This window comes from Kitasatospora sp. SC0581, assembly GCF_048159585.1.
Classification (GTDB): Bacteria; Actinomycetota; Actinomycetes; order Streptomycetales; family Streptomycetaceae; genus Kitasatospora.
In genome coordinates this window covers 1-391 of record NZ_JBLRWA010000192.1, presented here as the reverse complement: position 1 = coordinate 391, position 391 = coordinate 1, and the positions used below count along the sequence as shown (strand labels likewise).

Here is a 391-nt window from a genome sequence, read left to right as displayed (position 1 = left end):
CCGGCCCGTCTGCACGTCGCCGACCCGCACGACGTTGAAGACCTCGCCGGTCTCGATGTCGGCGAGCCGGCCCGCCTTCCACTGGTCCATGGCCGCTTGCGGGTCCCGGTTGGCGGAGGCGAGCCAGGCGGCGCCGAGGTTGAAGTTCGGGGCGGCCGAGCGGAGTCGGCCGCTTCGCGTGTACGTCATGGGGTCGTTCCCGTCAGGCCGGGCAGAGCAGGTCGTGGATCGCCGTCCCGGGCTCGGTGCGAGCGGCCGGGGTGGCGTTGACGATGTAGACGACGGTGCCGTGGGTGATCGCGATCGCGTGGGATCGGCCCTTGGCGAGGTCGTCGGCCGCCCGCCCCTCGGCGGACGGGGCGTCCAGCCACAGCAGCTGCTCGTCGCCCTC

Annotated in this window: 1 protein-coding gene and 1 pseudogene; both read right to left on the bottom strand. The window is 73.4% G+C overall.

The annotated features are described in order from the left end of the window. Positions 1-189, bottom strand: a pseudogene (locus ACLWS4_RS37730) (hypothetical protein); the annotation flags it as partial. 13 nt (positions 190-202) lie between these two features. Beyond that, positions 203-391: hypothetical protein (locus ACLWS4_RS37725; RefSeq protein ID WP_416876532.1), on the bottom strand; the 189-nt coding region annotated here is incomplete at its 5' end.